The 26,056-nt window shown below is 53.4% G+C and carries 20 protein-coding genes and 2 tRNA genes; 10 read left to right on the top strand and 12 right to left on the bottom strand.

Going from position 1 to position 26,056, the window contains the following annotated elements; genetic code table 11:
* Nucleotides 1-205: 205 nt before the first annotated feature.
* The 4 genes from KTT_RS09635 to KTT_RS09620 form a co-directional block, all read right to left on the bottom strand.
* The gene (locus tag KTT_RS09635; RefSeq protein ID WP_126595776.1) at nucleotides 206-865 is read right to left on the bottom strand and encodes a hypothetical protein; all 660 of its coding nucleotides are present in this window, start codon (nucleotides 863-865) and stop codon (nucleotides 206-208) included.
* A gap of 815 nt (nucleotides 866-1,680) precedes the next feature.
* Nucleotides 1,681-1,754 (bottom strand) — tRNA-Val (locus tag KTT_RS09630).
* A gap of 70 nt (nucleotides 1,755-1,824) precedes the next feature.
* Nucleotides 1,825-1,904, bottom strand: a tRNA-Leu gene (locus KTT_RS09625).
* Between the two features lie 61 nt (nucleotides 1,905-1,965).
* Entirely contained in the window at nucleotides 1,966-3,240 is a 1,275-nt protein-coding gene (locus KTT_RS09620) for a glucosaminidase domain-containing protein (protein WP_160145766.1), read from the bottom strand.
* 709 nt (nucleotides 3,241-3,949) lie between these two features.
* Here KTT_RS09620 and KTT_RS09615 point away from each other — a divergent pair.
* The 4 genes from KTT_RS09615 (at nucleotide 3,950) to KTT_RS09600 (ending at nucleotide 8,352) form a co-directional block, all read left to right on the top strand.
* On the top strand, nucleotides 3,950-6,268 hold the full coding sequence (locus KTT_RS09615) for a serine/threonine protein kinase (RefSeq protein WP_268904497.1): 2,319 nt from the start codon (nucleotides 3,950-3,952) through the stop codon (nucleotides 6,266-6,268).
* Between the two features lie 14 nt (nucleotides 6,269-6,282).
* On the top strand, nucleotides 6,283-7,218 hold the full coding sequence (gene miaA, locus KTT_RS09610) for a tRNA (adenosine(37)-N6)-dimethylallyltransferase MiaA (protein ID WP_160145765.1): 936 nt from the start codon (nucleotides 6,283-6,285) through the stop codon (nucleotides 7,216-7,218).
* Between the two features lie 284 nt (nucleotides 7,219-7,502).
* Nucleotides 7,503-7,781: an Lrp/AsnC family transcriptional regulator gene (locus tag KTT_RS09605; protein WP_126595772.1), complete on the top strand. Its 279-nt coding sequence runs from the start codon at nucleotides 7,503-7,505 to the stop codon at nucleotides 7,779-7,781.
* Nucleotides 7,782-7,800: 19 nt separating this feature from the next.
* Nucleotides 7,801-8,352, top strand: coding sequence for a GNAT family N-acetyltransferase (locus KTT_RS09600; RefSeq protein WP_126595771.1), 552 nt, complete (start codon nucleotides 7,801-7,803; stop codon nucleotides 8,350-8,352).
* A 20-nt stretch (nucleotides 8,353-8,372) separates the two neighbouring features.
* Here KTT_RS09600 and KTT_RS09595 read toward each other — a convergent pair whose 3' ends face one another.
* The 4 genes from KTT_RS09595 to KTT_RS09580 form a co-directional block, all read right to left on the bottom strand.
* Complete coding sequence (locus KTT_RS09595) at nucleotides 8,373-9,395, bottom strand: helix-turn-helix domain-containing protein (protein ID WP_126595770.1); 1,023 nt, start codon at nucleotides 9,393-9,395, stop codon at nucleotides 8,373-8,375.
* Between the two features lie 140 nt (nucleotides 9,396-9,535).
* The gene (locus tag KTT_RS09590; protein WP_126595769.1) at nucleotides 9,536-10,411 is read right to left on the bottom strand and encodes an ABC transporter ATP-binding protein; all 876 of its coding nucleotides are present in this window, start codon (nucleotides 10,409-10,411) and stop codon (nucleotides 9,536-9,538) included.
* Nucleotides 10,412-10,551: 140 nt separating this feature from the next.
* Nucleotides 10,552-11,334, bottom strand: a complete 783-nt coding sequence (locus KTT_RS09585; RefSeq protein WP_126595768.1) for an ABC transporter permease — start codon at nucleotides 11,332-11,334, stop codon at nucleotides 10,552-10,554.
* Between the two features lie 36 nt (nucleotides 11,335-11,370).
* Entirely contained in the window at nucleotides 11,371-12,084 is a 714-nt protein-coding gene (locus tag KTT_RS09580; RefSeq protein WP_126595767.1) for a hypothetical protein, read from the bottom strand.
* A gap of 335 nt (nucleotides 12,085-12,419) precedes the next feature.
* On the opposite strand from KTT_RS09580, the gene KTT_RS09575 reads away from it, so the two are divergent.
* The 6 genes from KTT_RS09575 (at nucleotide 12,420) to KTT_RS09550 (ending at nucleotide 19,858) form a co-directional block, all read left to right on the top strand.
* The gene (locus tag KTT_RS09575) at nucleotides 12,420-13,961 is read left to right on the top strand and encodes an ATPase domain-containing protein (RefSeq protein WP_126595766.1); all 1,542 of its coding nucleotides are present in this window, start codon (nucleotides 12,420-12,422) and stop codon (nucleotides 13,959-13,961) included.
* 2 nt (nucleotides 13,962-13,963) lie between these two features.
* Nucleotides 13,964-14,329 carry a response regulator gene (locus KTT_RS09570; protein WP_126595765.1) on the top strand — a complete coding sequence of 122 codons (366 nt, stop codon included), beginning with the start codon at nucleotides 13,964-13,966 and terminating at the stop codon, nucleotides 14,327-14,329.
* A 5-nt stretch (nucleotides 14,330-14,334) separates the two neighbouring features.
* Nucleotides 14,335-15,393, top strand: a complete 1,059-nt coding sequence (locus KTT_RS09565) for a sensor histidine kinase (RefSeq protein WP_126595764.1) — start codon at nucleotides 14,335-14,337, stop codon at nucleotides 15,391-15,393.
* Nucleotides 15,393-16,955 carry a hybrid sensor histidine kinase/response regulator gene (locus KTT_RS09560; protein ID WP_126595763.1) on the top strand — a complete coding sequence of 521 codons (1,563 nt, stop codon included), beginning with the start codon at nucleotides 15,393-15,395 and terminating at the stop codon, nucleotides 16,953-16,955. Before KTT_RS09565 ends, KTT_RS09560 begins: the two co-directional genes overlap by 1 nt.
* Before the next feature lie 739 nt (nucleotides 16,956-17,694).
* On the top strand, nucleotides 17,695-19,125 hold the full coding sequence (locus tag KTT_RS09555; protein WP_126595762.1) for a HAMP domain-containing sensor histidine kinase: 1,431 nt from the start codon (nucleotides 17,695-17,697) through the stop codon (nucleotides 19,123-19,125).
* 52 nt (nucleotides 19,126-19,177) lie between these two features.
* The gene (locus KTT_RS09550) at nucleotides 19,178-19,858 is read left to right on the top strand and encodes a response regulator (protein WP_126595761.1); all 681 of its coding nucleotides are present in this window, start codon (nucleotides 19,178-19,180) and stop codon (nucleotides 19,856-19,858) included.
* 63 nt (nucleotides 19,859-19,921) lie between these two features.
* Here the strand turns inward: KTT_RS09550 and KTT_RS09545 are convergent, their stop codons facing one another.
* The 4 genes from KTT_RS09545 to KTT_RS09530 all read right to left on the bottom strand — a co-directional run bounded on the left by KTT_RS09545 (nucleotide 19,922) and on the right by KTT_RS09530 (nucleotide 25,615).
* Nucleotides 19,922-20,923, bottom strand: a complete 1,002-nt coding sequence (locus tag KTT_RS09545; protein WP_126595760.1) for a Gfo/Idh/MocA family protein — start codon at nucleotides 20,921-20,923, stop codon at nucleotides 19,922-19,924.
* Between the two features lie 112 nt (nucleotides 20,924-21,035).
* Entirely contained in the window at nucleotides 21,036-22,079 is a 1,044-nt protein-coding gene (locus KTT_RS09540; RefSeq protein ID WP_126595759.1) for an AraC family transcriptional regulator, read from the bottom strand.
* A gap of 46 nt (nucleotides 22,080-22,125) precedes the next feature.
* Complete coding sequence (locus KTT_RS09535) at nucleotides 22,126-23,148, bottom strand: Gfo/Idh/MocA family protein (protein ID WP_126595758.1); 1,023 nt, start codon at nucleotides 23,146-23,148, stop codon at nucleotides 22,126-22,128.
* A 175-nt stretch (nucleotides 23,149-23,323) separates the two neighbouring features.
* The gene (locus KTT_RS09530) at nucleotides 23,324-25,615 is read right to left on the bottom strand and encodes a transglycosylase domain-containing protein (RefSeq protein WP_126595757.1); all 2,292 of its coding nucleotides are present in this window, start codon (nucleotides 25,613-25,615) and stop codon (nucleotides 23,324-23,326) included.
* Nucleotides 25,616-26,056 lie beyond the last annotated feature (441 nt).

Below are 26,056 nucleotides of genomic sequence, written 5' to 3'. Positions count from 1 at the left end.
ACTGGGATAGAAAGGAACCATTATTATCTTTTTTCTTTGGCCTCAAAGTTGAATGTTGCTGATGAGGTTTCTGTCTGCTAAGGGCCGGATGTTGGTTCTATCTGGATAACTTGATAGTTGGAAAAATGGAGCAACAAAAAGTCGGACCACCTCTTGTAGAGGTGGTCCGACCTATAATTATCTGGCGGGATACATACGTTGAACACTACTTGAACGCGTACGAGAAAACGTGGAGTGTACCAGACTGTGGTAAGGTAATGCTCTGCACAGTCTTTGTTGAGTCCAGTTTAAACTCAGAGAAGTAGATGTAATTATTGATCGTCTGCTGACCCCCCTGTGTATTTCGATACGGCATAGTAGCTGCGATAATGGGATACCAATTAATTATAGATCGCGTGGCATTACACCAGTCCAGGAAAGCCAGAGAATCCGTCTGCGTTGAGCCATCGGTATAAGTAATCGTGACATCGCCGACAGCCCCACCATTGGTCGCCGAGCCCAGGAACGCCACCCCTGAAGCATTGGCAGGAGCAGTCACTGGAAGTGTCTGACCAGCAGCAGCATAGTTATCAAGCGTGCCAGCCGCGGGCCAGGGAAAGCTATAGCCATTAGAGCTAAAGTTCTGACCACTGACAAGACCCTGGCTTTGTAATGCCTGAGCCGAATAGCTGCTACCATGATAGTGATCAAAAGCACCAATCGAAGTTGCACCACTATTGGTGATACCAATATTGTTGAGATTTCCAGCACGCTCGCCGACCGCGAAGATATGCATCGTTCCACCACTGGCAGGTGGCAGTTGTATCGAGGCCACCGTTTTGTTGGGGTCTATTAGCACCTCCGCAACGTAGAGTGAATTCTTCACTGTCTGCTTTCCAGTTGGCGTATTTCGATACGGCATGGTAACTGCGATATAGTTACCGTGGAGCGGAGCTGTGGCGCACCAGTCGGTGAGACCCAGCGTGAAGACCTGCGTACTACCATCGCTATAATAGATGGTACCCTGACCGGACGGAGAGCCATTCGGAAGAAGGTTGGCTGCGACGGAGTAGCAGCCTCTTCTTGCCCATGATCCGGATTCATAATACGTTGTTCTCCTGATTCTGTGAATCGGTGTCTATATAGAAAGTTCATACTGTTTAAATGATTACTAATTTATATGAGTAATATGTGTAAATCCCTTATGAGATGTACAAGCATCATTGATGAACTAGACACGAAGGAAACATGCTTCAATTAGCAGCTATTCTGAGAGCTAGTTGAATCACCGGACATTTTTTATTGGGAGATGTTCTACAAATTATAAATTATAGAAGCATGAGGAAATATATCAGTAGGCATGCATTATGTCAATATCTGTGCAATAAATAAATTCACATCTTTTAAGATAAAACATGAAGACATGATTTGATACATTTGCGTGTAATTAATATCGGCGAGAATAGAAAATAGTAGTGTACTAAAAGTACTGGTATTCCATTGCACTTCAAATACGACCTGTTAGCGCCAGAATCACAGCTATTAAAGCAATACCAACGCTTTGTTAAGCAGGCTAGCGGAGTAAAATAAAGAGGAACTCAGTTGTTCTAAAACCGATATTTTGGAGATTTAGGCCGCTGAGTGACCAAAAACAAAAATGGCCTGAGACCGCTTCTCAAGCCATTCTAGAAGGTTTTTTAGTGGGCGATTAGGGATTCGAACCCCAGACCTACTGTGTGTAAAACAGTCGCTCTAACCAACTGAGCTAATCGCCCGTGTGTGAGTCTCGCAGATAAAGGTTGAGCATCCGATCCGATCGCTCTTTTCGGATGCTGTTTGATCAGGTGCCCTCGAGTGGACTCGAACCACCACGCCTCTCGGCACAGCCCCTCAAGCTGCTGCGTATACCATTCCGCCACGAGGGCATTACTGCGCGACTACGTGGACTATATTAACACTGATGATGCTATTTTGTCAACAGTTTTTTTAGGCATTTTCGGGGTTGTCGCCAAATCGTTTCAGGTACCCTTCCTCTGTATTTTCGGCTTTTATCGGGGCTCCGCCTGGCAGAGTTATGTTGGTTCGGATGGTCTTGAGCGCTTCGGTGGTACTGCCGGTGGAGCTTCCTATAGTTATAGATGGCAACTTCTCGGTGGAGCTTTCTCCGCGCGATAGATAACTAGCTGCGCCATCGTGGTTCGGTAGGTATGGTGTGAGGGGAACCGATCCAAAGGGCGTCAGCATGGGTGTGGGTGGGACTCCTTCCAATTTGATCAGCATGGGTGTGGGCGGAACGGGCGCCAGTTTGTCGGTTGTGGTGTGACGCGGGAATTTGATTGGAGCGGCACTTGTGTTGATCCCTGAGACGACTATGATGCGGTGGCGGCGCAGCCGGAGGCTGGAATAGGCCAGCAAAATGGCGAGCAGCATGATGCCGCTTATGAGCAGTGGTTGCTGCAGATCGGATGGCTGATCTGGCTGACCAATCGGGTTTATCTCGTTGCGAACGCTGTGGAGCGGAAGTTTCCGTGGACTGGCGGTCTGATCCTTTTGATTGAGCCAGGACTGGCGGCGCTTTTCGTTGGCACGTTGCTCCCAGTTCTGCTCGTTGCCAATTGGCAGGTAGGCGCGAGCCCGGGGTGTAGGCTGTGGGGCCAGCGCGGCCTGGGGATGTATCGGTGCAGCCGCTAGCGGCGGAGCTTCATCCCGATAGCGGGCCATCAGGGTGACTACTTTGTAAGCCCAACTGCCAGAGCCAGGGGTGCCAACATAGGGCCCACCGATGCTGTAGACGGTGGTGGCCCCCTGCCCGATATACCGATTGTGGAGTAGATTGAACCACTCGATTATCGCTGCGGCATAGGATGGGTAAACGGTGTAGCCGTCATAGGCCACAGGATATGTGCCGTTGCCGCGTACGCTACCCGGATTGCGATCTCCTAATCCTACACCGGCCATGCCATCGTTTGTTTCAGCCCACCAGACCGCCAGGGCGAAGGCGTCATCAATATGGGTGGCGCGTGAGGCTCGCTCTACAAGGACTCCGGTCCCGACCATTGGGCTTCCCGCTTGCGCAAAAATATGATCGACGGCGGTGGCAGAAAGCGAGGGATCTCCAGTCACTGCTATGTCTGCCGCTTTACTACACTGTTGCGTCTGCCAGAGGAATCCCGTTATCCCTCCGGTCACGATAAGGAACGAACTGAACGCAAATAATAGATGAGTTTTCTGCCGACTACGTTGTCTAATTAAGCTTGTCATACAAAATACCAACCTTAACTTTACTACAAACATTTGCTAGAGATATTATAAACAGATGCATAAAATAATAGTCTGCCAGGAGTGCATTTTCATGAACGATAAATGTAATATAGTTCGTTGATAGTAGATATGAGTATGTGTATAATATGCCTGCTCCCTTCTTCCGAAGGAAGCGGGGTGCAGGAGGTCTGACCGCCTTCCCCACCTCCCGTTTATGGAGGGCTGAGAATGTGTCTGATTCTCACGATCATCGCCTGCAGGCTGCCTGAGCTTGCGCACCTCTGGTGCTCACAAGTCCATGGTGTGTTGGTGCAGCAGGGGCTCTTTCGCGCCCCTGCTGCACCAACACACCAAAACAATGCGGCCGCGTAGCGGACGCGCGTGCGGGGGCGCGCACGCGCCACAAACATGATGGAAGTCAAACACACTCTGATAGTACTTATGCTGGTGCAGGTTTTACTTTGTGACAATATTTTACGTCAAATTATGTGTATGATTCTGCACAGGAACAGTCATATAAGTAGTGGGGATGTGGGCAATTGAATTGGAACAGGCCTCAAGAATTTAGGGCGTAATCTACCTTCCTAGTAGGTAGTAGGTCCTAACGGGGGTATGCTATACTGAAGGGCACATATCGTATCCCGTACAAATGCAGTGAAAAGATGGGGGGCTCACAATCAGCGGCCGATCGAAAAACCAATCCGGTCTTTTGGACCGCGGCACCTTTCTTCATAAGCGCTACCAGATCCAACGGGTGATTGGAAAGGGTGGCATGGGTGCGGTATATCTGGCGAAGGATATCAAAGAACAGGGACAACTCTACGCCATCAAGGAGATGAGCCTGTCTTTGATCCCACCAAATGAGCAGCAGCAAACCATCCACAACTTTAAGGTTGAGGCTAAAATGTTGTGGTCCTTGCACCATCCCAACCTGCCCACTGTGCATGGTGTATTCACCCAGGGTGACCGTTACTTCCTGGTCATGGACTATATTGATGGATTTACGCTAGAGGAACTGCTGGAGCGTAATCAGGCCCCATTCCCTGAGAGGCGCGTGCTGGATTGGGCGCGCCAGTTGTGCGATGTGCTGGCCTATCTGCACAGCCACAGTCCCCCTATTATTTTCCGTGATATGAAGCCGGGAAACATTATGTTGTCGCGCAGCGGGCAGATCAAGCTGATCGATTTCGGCATTGCGCGTTTCTTCCGCCCCTCCAATGCGCCCGATACACAGATTTTAGGGACGCCTGGCTACGCCCCCCCTGAACAATATGGGAAGGCGCAGACCGACGAGCGCTCGGATATCTATGCGCTGGGGATGACGATTTTCCATCTGTTGACCAACACCCTGTCGGATGAGGGCTTTGGCCTGGAGGATGTGCGCGCGATTAATCCGCGTATCTCTCCTATGGTGGCCCGCGCTCTGGAGAAGGCGACCAGCATCAAGCCGAGTGATCGCTATGAGAGCGTGGAGATGTTCCGCCATGCGTTACTGGGTGTGGGGACCTTTGGTTTTGCCACCGGCGATGTCGCCTCGACTCCTGAAGAACTGGCCCGCCTGTGCGCGACTTATCCCGAGGAGGCGGCCGAGTATCTGGTAGATCAAGAGATCGAGTCGTGGTTGTTAGACCTGGGCGAAGACGAGTTGTCGGAGCTCGCCCATCACCTGGCGCAGACAGTTGCTGATCCGGTCGATGCGATCGAGAAATTTGTCGAGGCGGTGCTCTATAGCAAGGCGGGACCGGGTCGCTATCTGTTGCCACCGGACTTCAATTTAAACAATACGGTGAGCAACGTCAATGTACAGGTACGCAATCCAACATCGCGGGCCTATACTCCTCCTCCCGTAACCCAGGCGACCAGCGGTCGGCAGCGGCAGACGCAGAAGGGGCATATGCCTGTTCCGGTCAGTCCGCGCGTGCTGGACTTCGGTACCGTATATCCCGGCCTCTCGGCGCCGTTGAAGATTACCATCGGAGATGAGTCGGGCGAAGATGTGAGCGGAACCATCCATACCGAAGATTCCTGGATTCAATTGAGCCAGACGATGTTTGATGCGCCTCTGAGTGAGATCAGTGTGCGCGTCAATAGCCTGCAGCTTCCGCGTCAGAATCACTATAGCGGCACGATTGTGATCATGGTGGACGATGATGTGCAGCGCGAAGTGATAGTGAAGGTTGAGGCGGAGGTGCAGGGCTTTATCGTGCGCAACCAGCGCCATCCGGGTCGCACCAATGGAGCTGATCTGGATTACTACGATGATGATGAACTGGATAGCCAGGATGATGTTCCGATCGTCACAGGTGATAATAGATCGCCGGTAATGACGCCGCCGACACTGTACACGCGTGCCGCCTCGGATCTTACCAAATACGGCACCCCGCATATGAATGACTGGGATCCCTGGCCGATGGGGAGCCGCTTACGCCGTTGGCGGCAGCTGGTGTTGACGCTGATGTGTTCTTTTATGCTGTCCAGCCTGGCGTATACGTGGCTGGCGCCGCTGCGTCCGCTCTCATTGAGCGCAACTGCTCATAACAGCAATCCCTTGTTCTTATTGATCCTGTTTATCTCTATTCCGGCCTCTACCTTTGGCGCGCTGGTATTGCGCTATGAACGCAACTGGCGCGCGGAGGGCATCTATAACCGTGCGCTGACGGGAATGGTCAGTTCCCTGGTGCTGCTTGGTATGGGTGAACTGATCTGGCAGGTCGGGGTACGCGCCTCGCCGGTCTGGGTGCAATTGATTGTGATGCTGGCGATCGCCGCCATCGGAGCTACCACGGGTGTCTATACACCCCCACACAAATGGATCTTCGCCCTGATTAAGAGCGTACAGACCTCCACGCAGCAGTCACGTTGGATGATGATCATTCTGGCCCTGCTGGTCGGCGCTATCCTGGGCATCTTTCTGACGTTCGGCTTCGAGTTTAGTCTCTTTACAGTATTTGGTATCCTGTTAGCGATAGGCATTATGGTGGGATTGGTGGAGCGGATTGATTACCTGGTGAGGTATAAACGCCTGTAGCTAGAAGGATTGCCGTGGAGAACGAAACAGATGTAGTGCGACCAGACCTGGTGGTGGTACTGGGTCCGACCGCTTCGGGGAAGAGCGCGCTGGGTATCGCGCTGGCGCAGCAGTTTAATGGAGAGATCGTCTCCGCAGATTCGCGACAGGTCTACCGAGGTCTGGATATCGGGACCGCCAAGGTGACACCGCATGAGAGGAGCCTGGTTCCTCATCATCTTCTGGATGTAGTTGATCCAGGGGAGGTCTATAGCGTGGCGCAGTTTCAGCGAGAGGCGATCGCCGTGATCGATGCGATCCTGCGCCGCGAACATCTCCCGCTGCTGGTAGGAGGCTCACCACATTATATCCAGACCGTAGTGGATAACTTTGATATCCCCACCGTTGAGCCGCAGCCCGAGTTGCGCGCGCGGCTGGAGTCCCGCCCCCTGGAAGATCTCTTGCGTGAACTGGAACAGCTTGACCCACAGAGCGCGGTCAGTGTCGATCGCAAGAATCCACGCCGCGTCATTCGGGCATTAGAGGTCTGCCTGGTTACCGGTAAACCCTTCTCTCAGCAGCGTAGAAGCGCCCGGCCCCTGTATCGCTGCCTCTTGCTAGGCATCCAGTGGCCACGAGAGATCCTCTACCAGCGGATCGATAGCCGCATCGACGAACGACTACAGCAGGGACTGGTGGCGGAAGTGCAGGAGCAACTGGAGAAGGGTCTGAGCCACGAACGCCTGGATTCTTTTGGCCTCGAATATCGCTTTGTGAGTCGCTGGCTCCGAGGAGAGCTTGCCAGCGAAGCCGAGATGGTGCAGCGCCTCAAATATGCCTCCCATGATTTCGCGCGTCGTCAGCTAAGCTGGTTCAGACGCGATCAGCGTATCCTCTGGCTCGATGGGGAGGAGGGGGGGCTGGTCGCGCGCGCAAGCACTGCCGTGCGGGCTTTCCTTGCTCATCCCTAAGAGCGCGCGCCTGCGGCGCGCCGGTAATGTAGAGTGTAGCTGGAAACGGGGCGCAGTTGCGCCCCGTTTCCAGCTACACTCTACATTACTGACATTTCTTTTGAATGATGGTGCAAAATGGGGCGCGGCCGCGCCCCATTTTGCACCATCATTCAAGAATCTGGGCGCGCCGCAGGCGCGCCCATCAGGGGTCGCAGACACACACCGCATGCATAGGATATAATAATGAGAAATTATTCTGTTTAATACTTTTTGTATGTGGCGTAAAGAAAGGGAATACAGCAATGGTTACCGCACTCGTCTTGATCAATGTGCAGCGTGGCACTGTGAATGAGACTGCACAGCGCTTATTAGAGGTGAAAGGTGTGGCGGAGGTCTATTCAGTGACTGGCGAATATGATCTGGTTGCTTTATTACGCTTCCAGAATTATGAGGATCTGGCCAGTGTGGTAACTGACCATATGTTAAAATTGACGACAATTACCAAAACACATACATTGATGGGCTTTAAGGTGTTTTCACGCGCCGATCTGCAGCAGGCGTGGGATTTAGGCGTTGAATAAATAGAGCCACCTGATTTTTATGATATTGCATACTGAACGACTTATATTGCGTGATTTCGATGAGCGCGATTGGAAGCCAACACTAGAATATCAATCCGATCCCGAATTTTTGCTCTTTAATCCGTGGACGCATCGCACTGAGATGGATGTTCGTTCTCTGATCAAGATGTTTATCAACTGGAGTCGTGAGCATCCACGGAAAAAGTATCAGCTGGCGATTGTCTTGCGTGAGAGCAATCAGCTGATCGGCAATTGTGGCCTGCGTATGAATCACGCGCATGCTGAGGTGGCTGATCTTGGTTATGAGCTGGATCGCCGCTACTGGCGCCATGGATACGCCACGGAGGCTTCGCAGGCGCTGCTGGCGTTTGGTTTTGAGCAATTGCAACTGCATCGCATCTGGGCCTATTGTCTGGCGGAGAATATCGCTTCAGCACATGTGCTGGAGAAGGTCGGCATGCGCTATGAGGGCTCACAGCTTGAGAGTGAGTGGTTGAAGGGTCGCTGGTGGGACACCTTGCAGTATGCGATGCTGGACCGCGAGTGGCAAAGCCTGCGTCCCCATTCTTGATGTGATAATAGCATGGACTCCTATAGAGTCCAGACGCGCACGTTTTTGAAGGCAGCTTCCGCTGGTCCCATGGTCATTGAGCCCGCCAGCAGTCCGATCTGCCCGTGGGTATAGCCTCCATCATGGACCGATGAAATCTCACGCTGATTGACGTAGAGCGTCAGGACATCATTCTGCGCCACGACCGCGATCAGGTTGGGCTGGTTCAGTCCCTGGTTGAAGGTTTTGCAGGTACCCTGGTCAAGCAGCGTGGCATGGGCAATGCTGTTGTCGGCGAAGCGATAGAGCCAGTATGAACCATCGGTGTGGACGCGGAAAAGATAGAAGCGTCCATCGATGCCATCCTCTGATCGAAAGACGATACCTCCGAAATCCCCTTGCTCGATAGTCATCTCTACTTCATACGCGAAATTGGTATAGTCGGTCTTCTGAGCAATGCACGCATGGAAGTAACCGGTCAGAGGCTGATAGGCGACATAGGTATTATTTTTGAATGTACAGCGGGCATCGCTCGCGTTGGTCCCTTCCTGCCAGTTGATGGCTGGATCCTGTTGCTGTAGTGTACTGTCAAGAACGAGGTGACCGGTACGGGGAGGATAAGGATCGGATGGGCTAATGCTGATGAAACCACTGCTAAAAGCGATGAATGCGGCGCTGGCAACTACTATTAGTGTGATGAGTGGAGCAAGGATGAATAGGCGTTTGCGTGTTGCTGGTCGGGGACCGATGAGCGACCTCTCTGCGACTGTTTCACTTACTTCCATGGATGGATCGAGTGCCATAGCTTGATCTTCGGAGATGCTGATGGACGGAACGGCTGGTGGTGATTCAGATAGCAACCCCAGCTCATGGGCATTCATATCCAGCAGCGAGCACAGCTTTTCGCGGAAGTACGCGGAAGGGACGGAAACGTTGCGTTCCCATGAGCTGATACGATTGGGTGTCGTGCCCAGTTCTTCCGCCATGCGGGCCTGAGACCAGCCGCGCATCTCACGCTGATGTTTCACGATCTCAGCAAAGCTCTTTTGTTTCGAGGTCTCCATCCCATACACCTGCGTTCCTGCATTGATCTACCTTTAGTATACCATTTATAACAGAAAAAACGCTTCCCACTCATACTTTTATCGTACCAATAAATAGCCGGTGGCGCCGTAACATATGCCACCGGCTATTTATTAGTATGTTAGCGTGCCGACTGCTTATGCATAAACCAGACGTAGCCATCTTCCAGTCCGGGTTCAGCGGGGATGGCCTGTTGTCCATTGGCTGGTGTACCAACCACGCGATACTGTGTTGAGCTACTCATCTGGTTAGTTGAGACGATGCTGAAGTTGCCCTCGGGCCGCATGCCATCGGTGGTGATATGCCAGACATGACCACGGGTCTGTTCAAGCATCTGCGCTATAGTACCCTGGAAGATGACCTGGCCGGACTTCATCATGGCGATATTGCGGCAAGTCTGCGCGATATCCTCAACGATATGGGTTGAGAGCAGGACTGTGCGCTCCCCGGCCAGGTCCGAGAGCAGGTTGCGGAAGCGGATGCGTTCCTCGGGATCGAGTCCGGCAGTCGGCTCGTCGACGATCAGGAAGCGCGGATTATTGAGCAGGGCCTGCGCGATACCAACGCGGCGTTTCATGCCACCCGAGTAGGTTTTGATCTTGCGCTGTGCCACGTGTTTGAGGGCCACCATCTCCAATAACTCCTCGACGCGCTGTTGCCGTAGCTTGTGCTCATTCAGACCCTTCAGGATAGCTATATAATCCAGAAACTCGCGCGCGCTGAGATCAGGATACATTCCCAGCTCCTGGGGCAGGTAGCCCAGTATCTGTTGTACCTGCTGCCGACCATGCGGGGTGGTCGCGTCATAGGGACCGACCTGGATCGCTCCGCTGGTCGGCTGCAGAATGCCGGCCAGGATACGCATAAACGTCGTTTTGCCAGCTCCGTTGGGCCCCAGCAGACCGAACATGCCGTGAGGGATCTCCAGCGATAGGTTGTTTAATGCCTGCACATTGCCGCGATATATTTTATTGAGCTGCTGAATTTGAATGTTCATTGATTGTGTATCCTTCTTCTCGTCATTCATATTGTGTTTTTCGATCGGTGTTGATGTGTATAGCATAGTCGTTAACCTTTCATTTGTGATGCGTCTGCGGTCGCGTTTATTGGACAGGTCCATAGTCGGGTCTGCGTGATTTATTGGTGTCGCAGCTGCCACTGCTGATAACCGTTCAGGGCCAGCATGATCAGCGCGGCCAGTCCGAGCAGCACCAGCATACTGAGCAGTCCTTGCGCGGCGCTGGCCCGTTCGACCGGGAAGACGGTGACCCCGAAGAAGCCACGGCTCATATAGCCGCCAGCCGGCGTGAGGACGGTATCACTCAGTGTGGGGATGCCATGTGGCTTGTAGAGGTTTCCCCAGAACCAGTAGCCAACGAATAGAAATTGGAACAGCGGCACCCAGATCAGCGCGGGTATGGCGATGGCGGCGGCCCCCACCAGCAGCATGCCCGGTAAGATGATAGTAGCGAAGGTGGCGATGGCCACCAGGAACACATAGGCGTTGAGCGTCTGTACAAAGATGACCAGGATACCCAGACTGTAGAAGATCAGGATTGGCAGCAGCGTCGCCAGCGTACTGCCCAGGTACTTGCCCCATAGCCGGCCCGCCGCTGAGCCCGGTAGCGTCGTCAGAATTTCCTGCACGTGCGTCCGCTTATCACGGGGCAGCCGGTCAGCGATCAAGATGGCGACCGCCACTGGCAGCAGGTAGTTGACGATATTGGTCCAGTAGGCCGTGGTGGACACAATCGGCGCACCCTTGAGGTGTTGGATCATGGGCAGGACACCTGGTGTTCTGAGCATAAAGCCCAGGATGATTAACTGGATGAGACCCATCGTGATCCACAGCCAGGGACGGCGCACCTGCATGCGGAATTCGTATTTTAAAGCTGCCAGGAGCGTTGCGAACAGAGACATGGTTGATATTCCTTTCAGACGATAGCGATTTCTGTATTATTCAGCGGTCGCGCTTTTAAGCAGGCTTTCATTGTTGCGTAAGAGGAGCCAGTTGACCGGGATCAGGACAATAGCGAAGGCCAGCAACTCCAGGCGATTGGTGAGCCAGAACGGCGCATCAGGCATCAATGTGGTCGGAAAGAGTACAAAGGATTGGACCCATGCGTTGGTCGCCAGCAAACTTTTGATGAACAGTGCCTGCAAGATCCAGATGCCTCCCAGGATGGCTCCGCTGGCCGAGATACTGTGGGTCAGGATTGTGATGCAAAAGCCTACGCTCATAAACCAGAGCAGCGGGGCCAGCCAGATCAGTTGTCCCACCAGAAACTGCCAGACGAAGGCCCAGGATTGTATCTGTTGTGGCTGGTAGCCTAGCTTGAAGCTAAACAGGATCGTATTGGTCAGGAAACTAACGATGGCCGCCCAGATCAGTACCAGCAGAAAACGGTACATCGCGGTGCGTCGATAGCTGGTGGGCATCGTCAGCTGCAACTCCAGCGCCGGATCTTGCAGTCCAGTGGCGGCTACGATCGCGCCCATGGCTAGTGGTAAAAACATCTCCTGACCCGACATCAAAGCATGGGAGGTGTTAACACCCAGTATATGGAGCACTATGGCCAGCACGCCGAATAGCATGATAACCAGCAGCGGCGGCAGAATCACTTTCAGCCCCAGCAGGCGCAGTTCATAACGCAATAATTGTCTATTCATAGCTGTTTCCCTTAATATTTTTAGCATGTGAACAACTTTGTGTTTCTTGCCATGCCTAAAGAATAAAAGAAACAGTGGATGTTGTGATGCGGCTGAAGTCGCGTCTTTTTTATGCGTCTCCAGACCTGCTCTATACCGCCCATCGACGGGCTCATATTGTGGTATAGCACTGCTCAGCAGCATAAATGATGACATTGAGAATTTTATTATGATGCGATACAATGGCACACAAATAATAAAGGAAGTGGTATTTTTATTCAATCGTAACGCATCCATTATTTGTGCGCCTGATTTTTTATTTGACTGCTGATCGATTCTCAAAAGAAGGTTACGATATGAACAGGAGTAAGAACCGTTTCCCAGATGAGACATTGTCATTTGCTACTTCAGCGGGCATAGAATCCGCCTCGCGACAGGGTTTGCCCTCCACCACCTCTCGCCTTTCAACGGGCGTAACGGGCTTTGATGAGATTCTCGATGGTGGCCTGGTTGCGCACCGTGCCTACCTTTTGCGTGGCGGGCCGGGTAGTGGCAAAACAACACTGGGAATGCATTTTCTGGCTGCGGGAGTAGAACGGGGAGAGACCTGCCTGTTTATCACAATGGGTGAACCGGAGGCAGAAATTCGCCAGAACGCCCAGGCCTTCACCAGTATTCTGGATAAAATGCACTTTCTGGATCTCTCGCCCAGCGCCTCGTTTTTTACTGAGATGCAAAGCTATGATATATTCTCACCCGCAGAGGTTGAGCGCGAACCAATTACGCAACGGATTATGTCCAGTGTTGAAGAACTACGCCCACAACGCGTCTTTCTCGATGCCATGACCCAGTTCCGCTTCCTCAATCCAGATGATTTTCAGTTCCGCAAGCAGGTACTGTCCTTCTTACGCTTCCTGGTGGAACAGGGGGCAACCGTGCTCTTTACATCAGAAGGAAGTGTGTCTTCACCTGACGATGACCTGCAGTTTATGAGTGATGGAGTGATTCATTTGCACTTTAGCCCTGAGAGCCGTGCGATCAGTGTCAGTAAGTTTCGCGGCTCCGATTTTCAAGCAGGCAGTCATGTGATGCGTCTGACGGACACCGGTATGCGCGTCTTTCCAAGGCTATTGCCGCAGATGCATACCCAGAGCTTTGTCCAGGAAAAAATTTCATCGGGTGTACCTGAGATCGACGAGTTGCTACATGGTGGTATCGAGCGTGGCACTATCAGCATGATCACCGGGCCAACGGGTGTCGGCAAAACCACCCTGGGCTTGCAATTCATGAAAGAGGCCGCCGGTCGGGGAGAACGCTCGGTCGTCTATACATTTGAGGAGATCAAAGAGACGCTGCTCAACCGCTGTGAGGCCGTCAATATTCCGGTGCGTACCATGCAGGAGCGTGGCATCCTGTCGGTAATCCAGGTCGAGCCACTACGATTTACACCAGATGAGTTCGCGCGTGTTGTACGTCAGGAAGTTGAGCAACAGGGCTCACGCATCGTCATGATCGATAGCATCTCCGGCTATAGCCTCTCCCTCAAAGGACATGACCTGGTCGAGCATTTACATGCGTTGTGTAAATATCTCCAGAATATGGGAATCGCGGTGCTCCTGATCAATGAGGTAACCTCGGTTGCCGGTGAGTTCAAAGTCACAGAATTCGGCCTCTCCTATCTGGCGGATAATATCATCTTCTTGCGCTACCTGGAACTAAAAGGTGAAATGCGGCGCGCCATCGGCGTTCTGAAAAAGCGCCTTTCAAACTTTGAGCGCACTATTCGTGAGATCGAAATCAGCCGCTATGGCATCAAGGTAGGCAAGCCTTTAACAGATATTCAAGGCATTCTAACTGGCGATCTGCGTTTCATGGGACAATCTGACAGGGAGAGCTAGCCATGGCTGCAAAAGTACCGATCTTACTGGTGAATAGTAACCAGCGCAATTTGCAGTTGCTGATGGATGTTCTTGATAAAGAGGGATATGACGCCATTGCTGCTCATGACTACCCTACCTTTGACCAGGCTATTATTCAGCAGCCAGCACCAAAGGGTGCCCTGGTAGATATCGCGGGTTTCGACAGTGAGATCTGGCCGCGCTGTGAACAATTGCGCGCGGCCAAAATTCCTTTTCTGGTTATCTCTCCACGCCTGAGCGCCGCTGTTCAGCAGGCGAGTTTGACCCATGGAGCCAGGGGCGTCATGGTCAAACCATTGATCATCAAGGAATTTATGGGCATTATTCAAAGCCTTCTTGAAGAGTAGTAAAAATGACACGCCTTCTGCTCCTGCTTGAAAACAGACAAAATCGCGCCTTGCTGGCCAACTGGCTCTCTCAGCGCTACCAGGTTATGCAACAGGAATCCGGCGTGCCGCTGGCAGAGGCATTTGATGTCTGCCTGATTGATGGGCCAGCCTTAGATCGGCGCTGGGCTGAGATTCAAGCCCACAGATCCAGAGAGGATCCGCTCTTCTTGCCGGTGATACTCCTGACCTCCTATCGCGAGGTGGAATTGATTACACGGCACCTCTGGAAGACCATCGATGAGCTGATTCGTTTGCCGGTGGAAAAAACAGAGCTGCAGGCACGGGTAGAGATGCTGGTACGCACCCGAGAGCTTTCTCTCTCCCTGAAATTGCGCAATAGCGACCTGGAATCATTTTTTCACGCGATGACGCATGATCTGCGCGCTCCATTGCGCGCCATCAAAGGCTTTGCGGAAATTCTCGCCAGCGAAGAAGGCGAACGACTGACGGATAAAGGCAAAGAGTACCTCACAAATATCCATACATCGACAGTACAGATGAGGGAATTTATTGATGGCCTGGTTGCCTTCGCAAGAGTGGGTCATACGCAAGTAGAACCGCAGGAAGTGGATCTTCAGTTGTTAGTCGAGCAATGTATCCAATGCCTTTCCTCAACAATAGAACAGCAAGAGGCCCACATTATGATTGAGTCCCCTTTGCCAGCTGTAGAGGGGCAACCACTCCTGTTGCGCATGGCTATCACCAATCTATTATCCAATGCGCTCAAATTTATCAAACCAGGCGATCACCCTGACATACAGATCCGCGCGATAAAGCTGCATGGCAGCTATCGGTTGGAGATAGAGGACCACGGCATTGGTATCTCTCCTCAAAATATAGCCAATCTATTCAAGCCATTCACCCAGCTTCATGGAGTCGAAGAATATGAAGGCATCGGTCTGGGATTGGCCACCGTACGCAAAGCGGTTGACCTGATGGGAGGGCACGTTGGAGTGAGCTCAGTAATAGATCGGGGGAGTACATTCTGGCTGGAGTTGCGCTCGGTCACGAAAGGAGAGTGATGAAAGTCCTTCTCATTGATGACAATCCTTTTGATCGTCAGTTAATTAAGCATAAGATGGAGCAGGTCTGGCCGGATATTCAATGGCGGGAAGTAACGAACCAGCAGGCTTTTCTGGACATTATGAAACAGCCAGATTTTGATTTTGTGCTGACCGATTACCAGATCAAGTGGACCAATGGGATTGAGGTGCTCAAATTTGTAGCGAAGTGCCGCCCCGAACTACCAGTGTTCATGATTACAGATACTGGCAGTGAAGAGGTGGCGGTTGAAGCTATGAAACTTGGCCTGAGCGATTATGTGCTCAAGACCCATCTCTCCAGACTTCCACTGGCTATCAAAGAGTTTTTCAAGCGGCAACAGTTACAGACCGAACATGAACTGTTGCAGAAACAGGTTCAACAGGCCCAGAAAATGGAGAGTCTAGGTCTGCTGGTTAGTGGTCTGGCCCATGACTTTAATAATTTGTTGGCGGGTATGATGGGCTATGCGCAGCAAGGTATGAAGCATGCTTCAGATCAGCCAGAGCTGGCAGACTCTTTCCGGCATATTTTTACGCGTGCCGAACAAGGGGCACGCATGACACGACAGTTACTGACTTTCGCACGTGGCAGCCGTTTAGAGCCCATACGCATCCAGCTCAATGATTTGATCGCCCAGACATTGGGATTTTTAAGCACCTTGCTGGGGCCAACGATCAAGATAGAGTTTGTCCCGGACCCCGACATCGCCGATGTCTATGCCGACCCTACCCAGCTGGAACAGATGCTTATGAATCTGTGCATTAACGCGCGTGATGCTATGCCGCACGGGGGAACATTAATGATCCAGACCCATTCGTTCCAGCTTCAACAGGGTAAACAGGATGCTCGTTTCACTACTCAACCAGGACCTTATGTGCAGATCACCATCACTGACACCGGTGAAGGTATGTCACCAGAGACATTGTCTCGTCTCTTCGAGCCGTTCTTTACGACCAAAGGTGTCGGTCAGGGGACCGGGCTCGGCCTCGCGGTGGTCTATGGCATCATTCAGCAGCATCACGGCTTTATCGAGGTAACCAGCCAGCCAGGCGAAGGGACCTGCTTTGCCCTCTGTTTGCCGGTAGCAGAGCAGATTGCGCGGGAAGATATGATGCTCGGCGAGATTGAAGTACCAGAGAAGGCGATGCCGGTCGCGAAGTCATCTGGAAAAGCGACGATCCTGGTGGTGGAAGATGATCCAGACGTTCAGCAGGTCATCTGTGACGTTCTGCGCGAAGATGGGTATACCCTTCTGGTGGCCAGTGATGGAGAAGAAGGGCTGCAGCTATTTCAGGAGCATAGCGCTACCATATGTCTGATCATAGCCGATATTATGATGCCAAAAATGCAAGGCAAAGAGTTTCAACAACAGATACGCCGCAGGCAACCCGAAGCAAAGATGCTGGTCATGAGCGGCTATCAACAAATCCAGCTGCAGCAAAAAGACCTGCTTGATCCCCACAGCGATTTCCTGCAAAAACCCTTCGATTTGGATGTGCTGCTGGATAAGGTACACTCCCTGCTCGACGGCCACCAATAGCTTTTATTACTCTGGTGGCACGTGCGCGCCCCCGCACGCGCGTCCGCTACGCGGCCGCCACTGGTTTTGAGGTGGTGCATCGGGGGCGCATCCGCGCCCCCGATGCACCACCTCAAAACTGACATCAGAGCTTTCGCACCTCTAGTGCGCGCAAGTCCATGGTGTATTGGTGCAGCAGGGGCGCTTTCGCGTCCCCGATGCACCACCTCAAAACTGACATCAGAGCTTTCGCACCTCTAGTGCGCGCAAGTCCATGGTGTATTGGTGCAGCAGGGGCGCTTTCGCGCCCCCGATGCACCACCTCAAAACTGACATCAGAGCTTTCGCACCTCTAGTGCGCGCAAGTCCATGGTGTATTGGTGCAGCAGGGGCGCTTTCGCGTCCCCGATGCACCACCTCAAAACTGACATCAGAGCTTTCGCACCTCTAGTGCGCGCAAGTTCATGGTGTATTGGTGCAGCAGGGGCGCTTTCGCGTCCCCGATGCACCACCTCAAAACTGACATCAGAGCTTTCGCACCTCTAGTGCGCACAAGTTCATGGTGTATTGGTGCAGCAGGGGCGCTTTCGCGTCCCTGCTGCACCAATACACCAAACTAGCGCGTCCGCTACGCGGACGCGCGTGCGGGGGCACGCACGTGCCACCAACATGACGGAAGTCAGATACATTCTAAACGAGATGTATTATATAATACAAAGCGTTAATAGATGAGTCGTGCTTTTTTATTGGAGCAGGAGGCATGGAGTTGTTGAGACGGCCGGGACAGCGGTTGCAGTGGAAGCTGACGCTCTCGTCTCTGTTGACTACGGTGGTAACCGTCTGTTTGATTGAAGTGATCACCGTGATTGTGATCTTGATCTATTTTTTCGCCTTTCCTAATCGTATCTGGCTGAATAATGTGCAGAGTTTAGCTACCCAGGCGGTGCCATTCTTTGTTAATGGACATCCAGATCATGCGGAACTGGCAAAATGGCTGCAGATCACCAGCAATGGTGCAACCGAACTTTCATCACATTCTCGCGCCAGTTTCCTGGCTGTGGTAGATCAGCAGGGTAACGTCTTGATTGCTCGCGGAGGAGATGAGCAGCCACAGTTGCACAGCGTGCTCTCCCAGGATGAGCAGCGGCAATTGCAGCGTCTCTTGCAGGGGAAAAACGCCGGACAAGGGCTAGCCTTTCAGGATGGTTCGCATATCTCGGTGCTGATGGCCCCAATTGTGGATGGGCAACGGGTTGAGGGCGCGATTATCTTGCGCTCAGATCAATTGACGAACGCGGTATTTTCTGCTAACCTCAACAATCTGTTACCTTTAATTGTCCTCAATGTGATCGTGATCACGGTACTGGCCGCACTGACCGGTGCCGTGGCGGGCTTCCTGACTGCGCGCAGCTTTACCCGTCGCTTCAAGCGTCTCTCGCTGGCGGCCAATCAGTGGAGCCAGGGGGATTTTCTGGTACGCGCTGTTGATCCTTCTGAGGATGAGCTGGGGCAGCTAACGCGTCAGCTTAACACTATGGCCGAGCAGCTGCAACAGTTTCTGCGTACGCGTCAGCAACTGGCGATGCTGGAGGAGCGCAACCGCCTGGCGCGCGATCTGCACGATAGCGTCAAGCAGCAGGTCTTTGTGGTTGCCATGCAGGTAGGCGCGATTCGTCTCTTGATGGGAAAGGACGTGGCCGCCGCGCGCCAGCGCCTGGATGATATGGAGCAGCTGGTGCGCGAGGTGCAGAAAGAGCTCAGCGCGCTGATTCGCGAACTGCGTCCCGTCGCCCTGGAAGGTAGATCGCTGGCGCAGGCGCTGCAGACATATATCAAGCAGTGGCAGGAGCAGACCTGGATCGCCGCCAGCGTTGAGGTTGAGGGGACCTGCGTCATCTCGCCCGCGCTGGAGGAGGCGCTCTTCCGCGTCTGTCAGGAGGCGCTGTCGAACGTTGCCCGTCATAGCAACGCCACGCAGGTACAGGTGCAGCTGCGCTGTTCAGAAGAGGTGGTCGTGCTGCGTATCAGCGATAACGGCAGGGGTTTTCACATGGAAAGGCGCGAGAAGCATGGTGTGGGCCTGCTGTCCATGCAGGAACGCATCCGCGAACTGGGTGGACAGATCAGGATTGAGAGCGCTAGCGGCAAGGGCACGCAGATCTATATTGAATGCGCGGGCACGCCGGTATGAGTATTTTTATAGGTGTATCTGCTATTGCGCAGGGAGGCGAAGGGAGCCAGGCATGCAGGAGACGGTAGAGAACGCGATCACTGTCCTATTGGTGGATGATCACAGGCTGGTGCGCCAGGGGGTGCGCGTCTTTCTAGAGTTGCAGCCCGATATTCAGGTGCTGGACGAGGCCGATAATGGGGAGGCCGCGGTAGAGAAGGTGCGTACGCTCCAACCGGCGGTTGTTTTGATGGATATGATGTTGCCCGGCATCAGTGGTATCGAGGCCACACGGCGTATCAGGCAGCAATGTCCACGCACAAAAGTGATTATACTGACTTCATTCCATGAAGATGAATATATCTTTCCGGCTTTGCGGGCCGGCGCCCTCTCCTATGTGCTGAAGGATGTGGGACCAGATGAACTGGCTGATACCATTCGCAAGGCGGCGCGTGAGGAATCCGTCCTGCATCCTCGCGTGGCGGCCAGGGTTGTGCAGGAGATCCAGGGTGTCAAGAAAGAGGCGCGCAACCTGGCATCCGACCTGAGTGAGCGCGAACTGGATGTCCTGCGTCTGATCGCCGCCGGCCATAGCAACGCTGAGATCGCCGAAAAGTTGGTGATCAGCGAAAAAACCGTCAAGGGGCATGTGAGCAATATCCTGGGCAAGCTGCACACAGTTGACCGTACGCAGGCGGCCGTCTACGCCTGGGAACACGGCATCGTCCACCCCAAACAATCCTCCCACCCATAGGTTCGGAGCTCGCCTCCGATTATGGTTCGGAACCCGTCTCCGAACCATAATCGAAGGTGGGGGTTAAGCCAGGTCGGCCAGGGAAACGGTGCGTTTCTCTTCCGCCGACTTATAGGCACCAAGGATAACTTTTAGTACGTTGATGCCTTCGGCCTCGGTGTTGACCGGACGGCGGCCCTCCTGCAAGCAGGTAACAAAGTCTTTGATCTCTTCCGCGAAGGTGTCTACGCCGCTCATCTCGATCTTCTGCTCTTCTTCACCGTGCAGTTTGTAGAACAGATCGCTGCCATAGCTATAGGCACTACCTTTTTCCGCCACCAGCGAGAACTTCTCGGTGATGGAGGCAGGAACGTAGGCCCAGCTGGTCACGATGTTTCCCACCGATCCATCGGCGAAGCGCACCAGCACCTGGGCGGAATCCTCACCATCCATAAACTCCAGGCGATGCTTGCTGAGCATGGCTGTGACTTCTACGGGTTCGCTGCTGGCCAGGTAGAGTAACAAATACGTGGGATGATAGCCGGTGTCGATCAGCTCGCCACCGCCGATCATCGAACGATGGGCGCGCCAGCCCATGTTTTTAGGATCGAACTTATTAAAGAAGCTATCGGTGGTGCGAAGCTCGTAGACCTTGCCGAAGGTCCCTTCCTGGATCATCTGCTTGACGCGGGCTACAGGAGGCATGGTCAGCTGATTGTGGGCGCACATCAGGGTGACCCCGTTTTGTGAGACGGCCTGTTGTACCGCCTCGGCCTCCTGCACCGTCAGGCAGAGGGGCTTCTCACACAGAATATGTTTCTTCGCGTTGGCGGCCGCGACAATAGCGTCTTTATGGAGGTGGTGGGGTAAGCAGATATCGACCGCGTCGATGTCCGCCTTCGCCAGCATCTCGTTATAGTCGCTAAAGATCTCTGCCCCGCCGACTTCCTGCGCACGTGTCTCCGCATTTGCCGTCACGACATCGCTGACCGCGGTGACTTTAACTTGCTCGGGGATGCGCAGATAGCCTCTGATATGTGTTGCCGTAATGCCTCCGCAACCGATAAGTCCAACTTTGATCGTCATGCTGCTTTTCCTCCTTGAGTATGCGTTGGTTCAAGCTATAGGTGCCATATAGGAAAAATTCTTATATAGCAGGGCGCAGGGTATTCAAATGGAATACCCCAGGTATAGAGAGTCAGTGAGATGGGGTAGATCGAGAAGAGCTAGCACCATCCATAGGTTGATTGAGTCGTTGTTGTTCACGATACTGCTGGGGGGTCATCCCCATGCGTTTCTTAAAGACATAATGCAGGTAGCTGCCGCTGGAAAAGCCGTGTTGGCCCGCTAACTGCTCAACGGTCTGGTCTGAATGCGTGAGCGCCATGCAGACCTGCGTCAGACGGTAGCGTTCCAGGTAACCACTGAAGGTCTCTTCAGCCTGCTCATCCAGAATCCTTTGCAATTGACGACCACAGATGTGCAATTCCTCGGCTACCTCTTCCAGCGTCAATGGGTGCGCGTAGTTATCGCGAATGTATTGCGTGGCCAGGCTGTACCGATATGCATTCATATCCCTGGACGGTAACGCCGTGTTGATCTGGGTGACATGGTGGGCCCGGGCTGTGCGTAGCATGATCTGGATAACCGCCTGCCTGATGGTCGAGAACGCTCCCAGTTCGCGATCGTGCCAGGCGCGGTAAGCGGTCAGGAACCAGCTCATGGCGTCATACTGATCGACGGTTGGATGGGCCTGCATCGTATGCAGTTGGCGCATGCACTCTTCCGCCTCCGCGACTTCCCATTCTTCACCCCAGGGCGTCGTTGATGGTGAGGTGGTCGGAGCATCATCCAGCTTGACGATGTCGACATGCAGGCACAGCTCATCCAACTGCTCCCATTGGCTGGCCTCCTGCTGATGGATCACGTGGGGGCCCGTCAAAAAGAACATGCCCGCGTGAACGGGATAGGCTCCATCATCCAGCACAACCGCGCCGGTGCCGCTGGGGATAAAGTGAAACTCGAAATCCCGATGTTTATGAGCCTGGATAACGTGGCCGGCCTTTAACGATGTCAGGTGGCAGCGGAGCACCTGAATGCCATAGTGTCCCCAGCGGAAGCGGATATCCAGGCGATCAAGCGCCTGAGGATCCGCCTGCATAAGTTGAAATTGGGAAGGTCCCATGTTTCTCCGCGAAGTATGGTGGTAGCGCGATCGACTCAGATCCTTTGCGACAGTCATCACCGTGTCTCCTCTGTCTGTCTGTCTGTCTCTCAGCTAGTCTATGTTAGCGTTGCAACGAATCCAGTCGTACAGGTTGATTACTATGGGCAGAGATGTTGGCAGCCTCCATTAACATGGTGAGCTCAATGGCGGTCTGGATGTTTTCAGTGGCGGTTGTGCCCTGCTGAATATGACCAACCCATTGCTGGAAGGCGCTCGGTAGCTCGGCTGGCAGCTGTGAGATGGTATGCCAGCGGTCGCTTCCAGGGGTACCCGGCTGGGTGCTGCGTATAATCAGCTGGGCCTCCGGTGTGCCATAGAAGAGGCTCCCCTCGGTGCCATGCGCCTCGATCGTAAAGGGCGAGAAGCGATTCACAAAACCGGCTTCAACCACACCGATAGCTCCGTTGGGATAGCGCAGCGTGACCAGCGCGTTATCCTCGACCTCGCGGCCGGTGATATGCCCATAGGTGGCGCTGACGCTTTCCGGCAGTCCCAGGAACAGGCGTGTCAGATACATCGGGTGGCAGCCGAGATCGATCATGGCGCCGCCGCCGCACTGCTCGGCGTTAAAGAAGTGGGGCGGTAGCCAGCCGTTGGGATTGTCGGCGGTCGCGATGGCGCCATTATGCGAGAGGCGTACGCGCACGAGGGTAGCTTCGCCCAGCTGTTTCTGGCGCATAATCTCGCGAATGGCCTGTGTATAGCCGGCATTGAGGCGAGGCAGCGAAACGGTCAGCTTTACCCCGGCCTGCTCGATCGCTGCGATGATCTCATTGCACTCGCGCAGCGTGGTAGCGATAACTTTTTCCGTGAAAATATGTTTGCCCGCTTTCGCGGCGGCGATCATGACATCATGGTGGATATTGGTCGGGGTATCAACGATGACCGCATCGATATCGGTCTGGTTTAGCAGCTCATTCAGGTCGTCGTAAAAACGGATTCCCAGTTCTTCAGCTTTGGCGCGGCCCCGCGCCGGTTCTTCATCCCAGGCGGCTACGATCTGGGTCTCGGGATGCTCAAGCGCCTGTCGTGTATAGTCACGTGCATGGACATGCCAGAAGCTCAGCATTGCAACACGTATCATCACCCTTCTCCTTTGAAATTGCGACTAGTAACGAAAGGTTTAGTTTAATTTTACATTTCCAATAGAGTTTTTTGCAATCTTATGTGACGACACACATGTATGAGATTGCGACAAGCTCATCAATTTAAGGGCCACCACGGTCGCGCAGCGACCGTGGTGGCCCTTAAATTGATTTTTATTTGATAAAGTGCCAGTCGGTGGTTGTTTTGCCTGGATAGGTTTGTGTTTTTTTGATCAGCGTATCAGGTGGGCCGGGGAAGGGTTGAATGGGGCGCCCCTTTTCCGCCAGCAGCATGGTGTCGTGCCAGATGGGACCGGCGCCGTCGACACCGGTGACGTTGATCATCGGCGAGTTGTCATTGTTGCCAGCCCAGACCCCTACTGTGACGTCCGTGGTGTAGCCCATGGTCCAGTTGTCGCGGAAGTCATTGGAGGTGCCCGTTTTGGCCGCCGATGGCCGAATGGGGCCTGGATGGCCGGCGTAACACTGGTTCATGGTTGTCTCATACAGTACCAGTGAGCTACATTTGCCGAACTCGTAGATACGCGAGTCGTTGTCGCTCAGTACGTCTGTAATCATAAAGGCGGTCTCTTTACGCAGCGCTCGCACCGGCTGGGGCTTGATCTGCAGGATCAGCTTGCCATTTTGATCTTTGATGGTAGTGATCGCGTGCGGTGGGACGCGTATGCCTCCATTGGCGAAGGTTGCGTAGCCGGATGTGTTATCGATCAGGTGAACAGCCAGCGAGCCCAGCACCATGGTGTAGTTGGGTACACCCTCGTATGTGCTCAGACCCATGTTCTGCGCCACATTTAATGCCTTATCGACGCCGGTACGCAGCAGCAGTTTGACGGCGGGAATGTTAAACGAGTTCTGTAGCGCATAGCGATAGGAGACCCAGCCATGATACTGTTGATCATAGTTGTGCGGCGAATAGGAGGGCAGGCCACAGCACATCTGGATCGTGAGTGGACCGTCCAGCACGGTTTCGCCTGGACTGATCCCCTCGTCAAAGGCGGTCGCGTAGATGTAGGGTTTGAACGAGGAACCCGGCTGGCGATAGCCCTGCGAGGCCACATCAAAGTCGCCATACTTAGGATTGTTGGGATCAATGTTGCCCACCAGGGTGCGAATGGCGCCCGTATGCTGGTCCAGTACCACCACGGCGGCATTGGACATATTATGCTGCCGCGCCATCTCGGCGATGTGCTTCTGGGCCACCTTGAGCACCTTGTTTTGCAGATCCAGGTCCAGTGTGGTCATGACCACCAGTCCCGCGCGCGAGAGATCGCTAATCTTCACGTGCAGATCGCTGGCCAGTTCACGCAGTGTGTAGTTGACGAAATGGGGCGCGACCCTGTTGTTCAGGGGTGTACCATGCTTGATAAAATCAGGTTTGAAGGACTCGGTTACGGCGTCGGAGCGTTCTTGAGCCGTGATGTATCCCTGGTTATACATCTGCTGCAGCACCTCTTGCATGCGCGTTGAGGCTGCTTTGGGATGTAAGAAGGGGTCGCGCGCGATCGGTGAACTGGGGATGCCGGCCAGCATCGCTGACTGGGCGATATCCAACTGCTGGGCCGCCGTTTGCGTCGGCGTGTCCATCAGCCCGAAGTAGGTATGAGCCGCCTCCTCGGCCCCGTAAGAACGTTCGCCATAGTAGGTTGTATTCAGGTACATCTGCAGGATCTGCTCTTTGGTATAGTAGCGTGAGATGTCGGGAGCGAGAATCACCTCCTGGAGCTTGCGCAGCATGGTGGCCTGATTGCCCACAATGCTGTTCTTGATTAACTGCTGTGTAATCGTGCTGCCACCGGAGACCACTTTGTTGCTGGTCATATCAGAGATGGCGGCACGCAGGATACCCGTAATATCATAGCCAGGATTTTTATAAAAGTTTTGATCCTCAATGGCGATCTCGGCATGGGCCAGGTGGGGAGAGATCTTGCTGAGTGGCTCACTGGTCTGCTTCCCCTGATCCATCATTTGAAAGATCAGCTTTCCATGAGCATCGTAGATGCGCGTACTATCTTTGGGTAGGATATCCTCAAATGTCGTAATTTTGTCCCCAAACCGTTCATGGGTCGCGTTGATAAAGCTGACCACCGTTACAAAGATAAGCACCATAATCAGAAATGCCGAAAACACGCTGGCCGCCATTGGCAGCAGCGTCCCCGTTCCGATACGCTCACTAAGAGAGATTGTGTGTAACGTCTGACGCAGATTCTTGCGTTTAATATGCCTCCGCAGGCGCCAGCCGGATGGATGGATACTTTGATGCGAGCCGGTATAGAACACACCCGGCGTTGATCGCGGCGGGACATCGTTCATGCGCTGGGCGACAGCAGCCTGGCTATGTGGTGGTAAACTGGCGGGTATGCGGCGGCGGGGTTGCGAACCATCCGCTCCCTGTGATCCTGAGTCCCCTTCGGGAGGATTCGCTCCGACATGCTGATCGGTCTGCATGGCCAAACCTCTTTCTACAACCTATCTTCACTCACTACTACAATCCTTTGCCCATACATACAACAACCGTGCGCTCGTTCGATGCAGCCACCTGTCGTTTGTGTGGAGCATCCCTGGCTATGTCTGTGGAGTAGAAAAAACATAGATGGAGCAACGCATATACATAGGATAATAGCAATGGTGCCGACTTTCTCGTCAAAGAAAGCGCATGTCTTCACTTTTAATTATACGCGCCGCTTATAATTGCTGTATAAGATTCTACCAATGAACAGGTAGAATCTCGTGGATATCTTATTTTTGTTTGTAGATACCCCGATGAAGGATGTTTCCAGACATAACTAAACGATAGCGCAAAAACGGTTACCTGCCATAGTAACGCTGTAAGTGAATCAATGGTAACTCGCAGGTTTTTCAGGGGCAGAGCCCCTGGGCCTCACCATG

The organism is Dictyobacter aurantiacus (assembly GCF_003967515.1).
Taxonomy (GTDB): Bacteria; Chloroflexota; Ktedonobacteria; order Ktedonobacterales; family Ktedonobacteraceae; genus Dictyobacter; species Dictyobacter aurantiacus.
Note: the sequence above shows the minus strand (reverse complement) of the source record. Positions and strands in the feature narration are given on the sequence as shown.